General features: G+C 60.9%; 11 protein-coding genes. 6 read left to right on the top strand and 5 right to left on the bottom strand.

What is annotated here, in order from left to right:
• Nucleotides 1-174: 174 nt before the first annotated feature.
• Together J2847_RS33420 and J2847_RS33425 are read left to right on the top strand one after the other, a co-directional pair.
• Complete coding sequence (locus J2847_RS33420; protein WP_209783037.1) at nucleotides 175-1,149, top strand: hypothetical protein; 975 nt, start codon at nucleotides 175-177, stop codon at nucleotides 1,147-1,149.
• Nucleotides 1,146-1,658 (top strand): hypothetical protein, encoded by a 513-nt coding sequence (locus tag J2847_RS33425; RefSeq protein ID WP_209783038.1) that lies wholly within the window; start codon nucleotides 1,146-1,148, stop codon nucleotides 1,656-1,658. Before J2847_RS33420 ends, J2847_RS33425 begins: the two co-directional genes overlap by 4 nt.
• Nucleotides 1,659-1,662: 4 nt before the next feature.
• Here the strand turns inward: J2847_RS33425 and J2847_RS33430 are convergent, their stop codons facing one another.
• Together J2847_RS33430 and J2847_RS33435 are read right to left on the bottom strand one after the other, a co-directional pair.
• Nucleotides 1,663-2,373 (bottom strand): hypothetical protein, encoded by a 711-nt coding sequence (locus tag J2847_RS33430; RefSeq protein WP_209783039.1) that lies wholly within the window; start codon nucleotides 2,371-2,373, stop codon nucleotides 1,663-1,665.
• A complete protein-coding gene (locus tag J2847_RS33435) occupies nucleotides 2,373-2,900 on the bottom strand; it encodes a YgjV family protein (protein ID WP_209783040.1) in 528 nt (175 codons plus the stop codon). The genes J2847_RS33430 and J2847_RS33435 overlap by 1 nt, the downstream gene beginning before the upstream one ends.
• A gap of 275 nt (nucleotides 2,901-3,175) precedes the next feature.
• Here J2847_RS33435 and J2847_RS33440 point away from each other — a divergent pair, with 275 nt between their 5' ends.
• Nucleotides 3,176-3,748 (top strand): hypothetical protein, encoded by a 573-nt coding sequence (locus J2847_RS33440; RefSeq protein ID WP_209783041.1) that lies wholly within the window; start codon nucleotides 3,176-3,178, stop codon nucleotides 3,746-3,748.
• A gap of 988 nt (nucleotides 3,749-4,736) precedes the next feature.
• Nucleotides 4,737-5,519 carry a hypothetical protein gene (locus J2847_RS33445; RefSeq protein WP_209783042.1) on the top strand — a complete coding sequence of 261 codons (783 nt, stop codon included), beginning with the start codon at nucleotides 4,737-4,739 and terminating at the stop codon, nucleotides 5,517-5,519.
• Nucleotides 5,520-5,568: 49 nt separating this feature from the next.
• Here the strand turns inward: J2847_RS33445 and J2847_RS33450 are convergent, their stop codons facing one another.
• Nucleotides 5,569-5,802 (bottom strand): hypothetical protein, encoded by a 234-nt coding sequence (locus J2847_RS33450; protein ID WP_233474969.1) that lies wholly within the window; start codon nucleotides 5,800-5,802, stop codon nucleotides 5,569-5,571.
• Between the two features lie 242 nt (nucleotides 5,803-6,044).
• Here J2847_RS33450 and J2847_RS33455 point away from each other — a divergent pair, with 242 nt between their 5' ends.
• Together J2847_RS33455 and J2847_RS33460 are read left to right on the top strand one after the other, a co-directional pair.
• Nucleotides 6,045-6,494 carry a hypothetical protein gene (locus J2847_RS33455; RefSeq protein ID WP_209783044.1) on the top strand — a complete coding sequence of 150 codons (450 nt, stop codon included), beginning with the start codon at nucleotides 6,045-6,047 and terminating at the stop codon, nucleotides 6,492-6,494.
• 109 nt (nucleotides 6,495-6,603) lie between these two features.
• Nucleotides 6,604-6,846, top strand: a complete 243-nt coding sequence (locus tag J2847_RS33460; protein ID WP_209783045.1) for a hypothetical protein — start codon at nucleotides 6,604-6,606, stop codon at nucleotides 6,844-6,846.
• Between the two features lie 451 nt (nucleotides 6,847-7,297).
• Here the strand turns inward: J2847_RS33460 and J2847_RS33465 are convergent, their stop codons facing one another.
• Both J2847_RS33465 and J2847_RS33470 read right to left on the bottom strand, forming a co-directional pair.
• Nucleotides 7,298-8,086 (bottom strand): KilA-N domain-containing protein, encoded by a 789-nt coding sequence (locus tag J2847_RS33465; protein WP_209783046.1) that lies wholly within the window; start codon nucleotides 8,084-8,086, stop codon nucleotides 7,298-7,300.
• Between the two features lie 257 nt (nucleotides 8,087-8,343).
• Nucleotides 8,344-8,478: a peptidoglycan-binding domain-containing protein gene (locus tag J2847_RS33470; RefSeq protein ID WP_209783047.1), complete on the bottom strand. Its 135-nt coding sequence runs from the start codon at nucleotides 8,476-8,478 to the stop codon at nucleotides 8,344-8,346.
• Nucleotides 8,479-8,484: the final 6 nt, after the last annotated feature.

Here is an 8,484-nt window from a genome sequence, read left to right on the forward strand (position 1 = left end):
AAACCCAGGGTGGTAGTCTGCCAGATCAGAGGTGGCTGGTTATTGGACGCCGATCACCCCTGAAACTGGCCCAGTGTTGCAAGCCGATGCACAGCGGCGGAAGACATCATCAGCGCGGCGGCGCCGCAAACCCCGGCGGGACTGGCAGCGTTCCTCAAGCTGGCATTCCTGGACGTGACCCAGTCGATTACGGCCGACGACGCTGTGTTCAACGGAAAGCCGATGCCCGATGATGAGCACGCCGGCATGGGCGGTGCGATGATCTGGCGCCTGATCACCATGTTCGATGCGACGGCGCGCTCCATCCCGACTTCCGAACCTGAGAACGAGAAGGACTCGGAGAAAGAGAAGGCCCCGGCAACTCCGGAGACGGATAGTCCCGCTGGCTTTGATGAAGAAGAGAAGGAACTCCTCACCGCATTCCAGGGGCTTCCCTCGGACGGAAAGCAGGCGCTTCTGCACTTGAACCAAGCACAACTTGCCCTTCAGGAAGCAGTGGGCCATGCCAGGAAAGCGGCTGATGGGCGTCCGTGGATCGCCGGGCGTCTCGCCACGGAGTTTCGCAAGGACGCCGACGACCTGGATGTGCTGGGGGCGACGCCCCATCCCGACGCCTTGGTCCTGGCGGCTTGGAGCGAATACGTGCGGGTCTCGACGGCTTTCGACGCCCTGCCGCTGACGATAAGCGACGAGGAGGCAGAGCCGCTGGCCTGCGAGCTCGACGCCTGCCGTGATCGGATGGAGGGGATACCGGCGACCACGCTGGAAGGTGTCCTGCTCAAGCTCCGCTACCTGTTCGCTGCACTGATGGAGTCGCAAGACGCCATCGATGCGGCGATCTACGGCAAACCCGCGTCCGCCGCACTGCTTCATACGCTGTCGCTGGACTGCCGGGAGCGGATGCTCTGGAACATGATCCAGCCCGTTCCCCTTGCAACGGCGGCGAACGATCATCAGACCAAGGTGGACGCCTTTGCCGACTCGGTGGCGGCATTCGAGGCCGAAGCCCCTGTCACGCTGGCCCTCCCGCTGGAGCCCACCGGCCGCATGATCGAGGCCGGGGCCACCGCCGCCGGCATCACCCCCGAACAGTTCCAGGCCGCCTATGCCGCCGCCATGGACGCCCTCAAGCTGGAGCGCGTGGCATGAGCGTCCTGTCCTTCCCCGAGGTCGGCCGGAATTCCGACCGCCCCACCGCCGAGCCGGTGACGACGATCCTGCGCCTGACGCTGGCCGAGGCGACGGACTGGCAGCGGACCATCATGGCCGAATGTCGCCGTCAACGGGTTCTGACGCCTTCCTTGCCGGCCTTCCTGAAGCGCGCTGGGCTGATTGATCGCTGTACTTTCCTGTCCAGCATCGGGCCGGGCGAACCGCTGTGCTTCCGTCACCTCGGCGTGCCGACTCTGTCGGTTCTCGGGCGGGCATGGGGGCGAACCGTCCTCAATCAGCCCGACGAGATGGACCCGCATGTGGAATTCGCCCACAGCGTCGGGGCGCAGTACGCGGAGAGCATCGGCTCCGGGGAGGCGGTCTTCAACCGGGTGACGGTGTCGGGCGTCGGCAAGCCCTTCGTCTATACGCACGCCCTCTACGGATGGGAGGATCGTGGGCGGCGCGCTGTCCTGTCGGCGGTCGACGTCCAAACTCTGCACTGATCGGTCACGCTGCGGCCTTTGCCGGGGCGGCGTCCTTCAGGTCAAGGATAACCGCCTCCTTCGACCAGCGCATGAAATGAAGGGGCAACCGGCCGATGCCATCTTGATTGTAGAGGATGGCGGGCCGGGGCTCCAACAGTGCCCGGCCGGCGCAGCGAGCGGACCATACCGGCACCGTTTCGGGATCGACCAGCCCGACCACCCACCGAGGGGACCAGCGCTCCATCGCCACGAGTCGAGCGACAGCTCCCAACAGATGGAACAGCCCCCGTCCACGCCAATCCGGACGGTTCCAGCCGGCTACGATCCAAGCGACTGTGCCGGAGGTGCCGAGGGCTGCTTCGCTGGCGCAGAATGCCCACTCGCCACACGGTGCGGCGCCTGGATCGTGAAACGCCGTCAGGTCTGCCACCCGCGCGCCGAAGCTGGTGCCAACGCAATCGATCAGCACCACGCCATGCGTCGCAACGATGTCGCCTTCCGAGTCAACAGCACCGATCCAGAAGGCCGGAGTGGAGGCCGGCCTGGGCAGCATCGGGAACCAACCGTCCTGATACTGGGCATTGAGGGCAGCCAGTGCCGTCCAATCGTCGGACACAATCAGGGTGACCCCCTTGTCAAGGCCCTCGGCGCAAAGCCGATCACGGGCAGCGCGAAGAGTTGCAGCGTGCGTGCCAGAGACGAGCGGAAGGGTTTCGATCAGACGACGATTCATCACAGGCACTCCGACGCGGTGGGCCGGGGCGCATCGCGCAGCCAGCCGTAGAGAAGGGTTCCGGCGCACAGCAGATCGGCCAGCACACCGGGCGCGCTCGCGATGAGGGTGTCGTGAGCCAACCACGCGCCGGCCGCGAGGAGGAGAAGGATGCGCATTGAAGCACCCCGCCTCTGCCATCGAGCGGCCGTCGCCAGCCCCAAGCCAAGCCCAGCAAGTAAAGATGGCCAGCCGACCCACGTTGCCCATGTCAGGGCGACCAACATGGGCGAGGTGGAGGCGTACAATGCGTGGCACCACCAGGGGCGGGCGCCTGCCGGCCAAGCCGTCGCGACCTGAACGAGCGACAGGGATGTTACTACCGCGCCGGTGGCGGCCCCGATCAACAGGTAATGCACCGTGAAGGCAGCGGCACTCACGCCCTGCCCGAACAGCAACGCCCTGCGGGTCCGGGCAAGCGGCCATAGCGCCACAATGATGAATCCGACCACGCCAAAGGCGTCGGCCAGAACGATCTGGTCGATCATGAAAATCTCCAAGAGGTGAAATGAAAAGGCCCCTCCGGCTGGAAGGGGCCTTACTTGGGCGACCAGCCCTTACCAGCGGGCGCACTTCCCCGTCCGGCGCACTGCGACACATGGAGCACAATCCCGCCCAATAGTTCGTCACGTCGCGCGGAAGCGGGAAGTTCGCCGCAGGGAGCGGCGAGAGGAGGGGGGTAGCCTGAGGCGCAGCGCCCCATCGACACGGACACACGCGAGAGGCAACATTGCGCTAGTTTATTCGCGCAGGGAGACACTTCATGGATGAGTGGTTGGCCGCCTGGGGGCTTTGGTTAAGCGGAACAAAGCTTCCAGACACTCATCCGCTTTGGGGCCATACGATTGTTTGGTGGAATAGGATTGGGCAGATATTTCAGTTTCTGGCGGCATTAATTGTTATTATCGAAATAATAGGCAAAGAAAATATAAATAATTTCGTGGAATCACTCAATAAATTCACACCAAAATTCCATTACAAAAATCCAAATCCATATACATATGAAGATAGAAAGAAAGATAGAGAGATAATTAAAGGATTTGCATTGGCACCAATTGTTGGTGCTGCATTACTGTTAGTAAACAATATAATTAGTTCATTAATTAAAACTGATTGGTTGTCTGATTTTGTGTATAGTGTATCATTACTTTTAATATTTCCATCTATTGCTGCTTTATTGTATTTTACCTCTATTATTATTTTATTTTTCATATTATATGGACCTACATTTTTACTTCGCGCATTATTAAGCAATAAGAAAAGTGATAGAATATTTAAGGCGTTCGGCCTCTTCCTCGCCATCTCCGGCTTCCACTTCACCCTTCTTGCCTCGTAGTGTGAGGCCGGCTCATCGGAACTCCTCCCCGCCTCAGCCCTCATCGGCCTCCGCCAACAGCCGTGCCAGCTTCACCCTTCCGGCCGGCGTGACCAGCACCGTCTCCATGGTGGAAGGTCGTGCCGTCCGACCGCTCGATGCTGGTCAGCTTGTGCTCCAGCTCGCCGGCCTGGATTCGGGACTGGTAGGCGCTGCCGTTGTGATCACGCCATCCCCTGCCTGATCTGGTAAGCTCCATCTCCCCCAGCCCAAAACGGGATCCATCATGCCTGCGCCGCTCTATCGCCAATTCCGAACCAAGCACGGAGACGGGAGGGCCACCTACGTCGAGCACGACGATGGCCGCCGGGTGATGGTCGGCCACAAAATCGACGGCATCCACTACTTGGACCACAGGGCTGCGCAGCAATGGGTGGATCGCGTGGATGGTGTGGCCGGACCGTGGGGAACGGCCGAGGACATGGTACGGTCGGAATCGCCAGTTGGTTCTCGCGGGGGCGCCCGATGAATAGGATCTGGCACGAGGCCCATCCCATGCCGCCGAGGGCTACACGAGAGCAGCGGATCGAGTGGCACGCGGAACATTCTAAGGCTTGCGGATGCCGGCCTCCTCCAGCCTCGCTGCTCGACGAAATCCGGGAGTTGGAGAGGCAGCGCCATCAACCGGCTGAAGAAGGCGCCGCCTGACGACCGGGGGCACATCCACCAGATCACCGCCCCGCAGCAGCTTATCCTTGGCGACGCTCCCCGCGCTCGATCCCACCCAATAGGAGACCACCGTCAGCTTGATGCTAGGAGCGCTGACCAGCGGTCTGGGCGACGGCGGCACACTGAAACGTCAACATACCGATCATTTAGATAAACCAAAAAACATAGTTCCATCAAATATTTACATAGGACTTTTTTAGATAACTCCCTGCAAAGTCAGATTTGCGCCCAAAATCCTATTTATGGGCTTTTTAGCCCAAACGCTATTGTGGAGAGAAAAGTGCTCATCAATCCGCAGCTTCCGCTTCCCGGTTATCTCTACGGGCTGACACTCGCCAACAACGCTGCCTCGCCGAACACGGTGATCGATGTCTCGGCCGGCGTTGCATCGGATGGCGCCAACGCCTTCCTGATCCAAATCCCCACGGTGACTTCCAAGACCATTCAACCGAGCGGGGCATGGTCGGCTGGTAACGGCGGCAACGGTCTCGATACTGGATCACGGGCCAGTAACACATGGTATCACGTCTTCCTCATTCGCGCCGACTCCGATGGCGCAGGCGATATTCTCTTCTCCACCAGTTTCGCCTCTCCCACGATGCCCTCTGGCTACACCGCCCGTCGCCGCATCGGCTCCGTAAGGACGGATGCTTCCGCCAACATCCTGGGCTTCAGCCAAATTGGGGATGAGTTCATCTGGTCGAATGCGGCTCCTGATGCGATATCGGTTACGAATGTCAGCACGACGAGCGTACTGTACGCGCTTTCCGTGCCCCCTGATGTTTCTGTGCTGGCCCGATTGAGGGCGTATTATTATAATTCACAGGCTACAGCCCAATGCGTCATTCGTTCCCCGTATGAAAATTCGTCCCAGAACACCACCTTTGTTTCCGGCAGCGGTCATAGCCTGTCGTCAAAGCCGTCAGTTTATGACGCAAGTGCAGAGCTTCTGGTCCGCACCAACAGCGCCCGTCAGGTGGCGGTGATTGCGGATCGCTCCGGTAACAGCGATTTCGACATTCGTACCGTTGGCTGGTTCGATGATCGAGGCCGATCCAGCTAAATAGTAAAAGGGTGGGGCCGCCTCTGCTCCAGGTGGCCCTACTCAGAAATCAGCCGCCTTCCCCGATCTCCCGCGCCACCGCGTCAGCCCTCACGATGAGGTCCCGCGCGGCCGGCGGCACGAGGTAGGCGACGGACGGCGTGACCAGCGAGACGATGATCGACAGCGCGTCGTCTGGGATGTCCCAGCCGAGACCCTGGCGCAGCGCCACGCCGAGCAACGCGACGGCGACGCCGGAGAGGCCACCGGCCCAGACCTTGCGGGCGGGGATGAGAGAAGCCATTCGGAAAGCCATGATGGTTGCCCCTCCTCGGGCACAAAAAAGCCCGCGACCGGGATGGCGCGGGCGGAACGGTGACGGGGGTGTTTCTTTAAGAAAACCATCAGCTTAGCAGGTTGATTTTCAATCAGGTCACGCAGAACATTTCGCGAACTATATCCTCCGGCCATTCGCTCCCGATCATCAGCGCATGAAGGGGGCGTGCACTCCGCGGCGCCATTTGCCGCGAACCATGTGGAGAACCTATGAACGGAAAGATTTTGGCATCCGCGCTTTCTCTGGCTCTGGTCACCCTTTCCCCGCTGGCTGCTCATGCCGGAAGCGGGCGGGCCTATCTGCCGTATCTGGGCGTGGCGTCGGGCACGATCTACACCCAGGTCACCATCGCCAACGTCACGGACCGGCCGGTGGCCGTGGCCGTAAAGTTCTACGACAAGTCGGGAACGCTGCTGACCACCGGCGTCACCACCTACGATCTGCCGGCCAGCGGTGAACTGGCGGGAAAACGTTCCGCGGCCTTCACCATCACCGGGCTTCCGTCCAACTACGGCTTCGGTGTGATCGACTGGACCAACCGGGCCGGCGAGGACGATCCGGTGGCGCTCGTGGCCCATGGCGTCCGGCAGACCACGGGAGCGGGCGGCACCACCGCTTCCGAGTACTCGATCCCGGTCAACGGCGGGTTGCCGTTCTGACGGACGCTCAGGAAAGGCGCAATCTCTGGCCGCGCTTTCCTGAGTTTATTGTCAGGGCGTAGAGGCCGGCGCATGCTGGTCGCCCATGGGATCGACCATGGAGGCCAGCATGCCCAAGCCGCAGTACAGCGCCCGCGTCCATGTACAGGCGACCCTGTCGCAGGATCAGATCCTGTGCCTGCTGACGGCAGACGCCGAGGGCGACCTCTACGGGCCAGACCCGGCCGGAGTGCCGAGCTGGCTGCTCAGCGAGATGGAGGACATGGGGCTGATCACGGTGGGTCACTGCCCGGACGCCTGGAAGCTCAGCCAGGACGGGCGGGACGCGAGGGCGGTGCTGCTGGCTAATTGAAGCGTTCAGCTAGCATTACACCGCGATTGCTGCCAGAGCCTTGTCCATACTGAAAATTGCTGTTGGGCCTGAGGCGGGGACCACCGCGAACGCCTTGGTCGGATAAGTTCCGCTAGAGCGCCTCCTTGTATCCAATTCGGTTGTTACATCAACAGCATCTACAGCTTGGTAATCCGTCGCTTCGCAGTAACGTCTATACACGTCCAGCACATCGGATCGCGCTGGCTCTGAAAGAAGTGCGCCAAGGGGGCTGGCTTCTCGGATATCGCTGAAATACTTTTTCGCAGATCCAAGAGTGGTGAAAATTTTTCCACTCTGTATTGCTATCGTTTTTGCCATTTTGACCTCGGCATTCGTCGCGACAGGGGCGACGCTTTGGCGTGGTAGGGAGATCGACCGCAAGGGTCGCCCTAGCGAAAGGGCGCCCCTTGCCTCAGGCGTCAACTCGAAATCAGTCGCCGTGAACGATCTGATCGTAGACAGCCTTGACCATGCGCGCGGACCGCCCCGCTTCACGAGCGCAAGGCCCGTCGCCGTGAATGTCGCGCACCTCAATGCGATCGGACGTCGCAACCTCAGTCATTCGGGTCATGACCAATTCCGGCGTGGACATTGCATCACGGATGCTTCCCCGCTTGACACCCCGAACCGCTTTGGCTTCGCGGGTGGACATTCCCAGGATTGGTGCCTGGATGGCTTCGGTGCAGAGCGCGTAGCCCTTCGGCGAAACGCCGTGGGCTTGGAGGGTGTCCGTGAACTTCCGCCGCGCGACCTTTCCTTCCATCCGTTCGGCCGTGTGCTTCTGTTGCTGGGCCGACATCCGGTCGAACATCTCTTCGACCAGCGCCGGATCGGCGTCCAAGACGCGACGGACAGTATCGTTCGCCCACATATGGAACTGGGGCGACAAATACCGAGCATAGGCTAGCGCCACCTGCCAGTGAGCCCAGGTAGCTCCCGTGCGGCCAAGGGTTTGGCGAACCGCATCCGGGAAAAGACGGGCGTTACCCGCCTTTTCTTCCGCACTCTTTTTTGCAGTGATTTCAGCGTGGTATTGACCTTCTACGGCCTTCACAAAACGCTGAACATCGGGTTGGCGCTGCCATTCATAGGGCTTCTGATGTCGATTGGCCCCTGCCGCACGCCACATGTCGGTCAGGTTCCAGAAGCCGTTTTCATCCCGGCGGATCAGTTCCTTCCCGAAGCGCAGGCTGGGAAGATTTTCGGTAGGCGTAGGCATAACGGTGTAGCTCCATCTGTGTGGAGAACCGCCTTGACTGCATCCCGAAAGCGCCATATATGACGCGTGCACATCGAGATTGGGTCCGCCGACGGTTCTCAGGTTAGCGCGGACCACCCAAATTGGCCGGGTTTTCCCGGCCTTCTTTTTTGGGCAAGTCGCAACGAGGTGGTGACGCTACCCCTTATGCGCAAGAGGTGGCGCGTAGAATTTCGCCCGAAATTTGTCTTCCCTCCGATTCGCACCAAGCTCGGCGATCAGAACCCCATCGCGTTGGCCGTCACCGGCCCGACCACGCCGTCGGCGACCAGCCCGCGCGCCGCCTGGAACGCTTCCACCGCGTTGCGCGTCATCCGGCCGAAATCACCGTCGGTCGCCACCTTGAAGCCCAGCGCGAC

The sequence above is a fragment of the Azospirillum agricola genome (assembly GCF_017876095.1).
Classification (GTDB): domain Bacteria; phylum Pseudomonadota; class Alphaproteobacteria; order Azospirillales; family Azospirillaceae; genus Azospirillum; species Azospirillum agricola.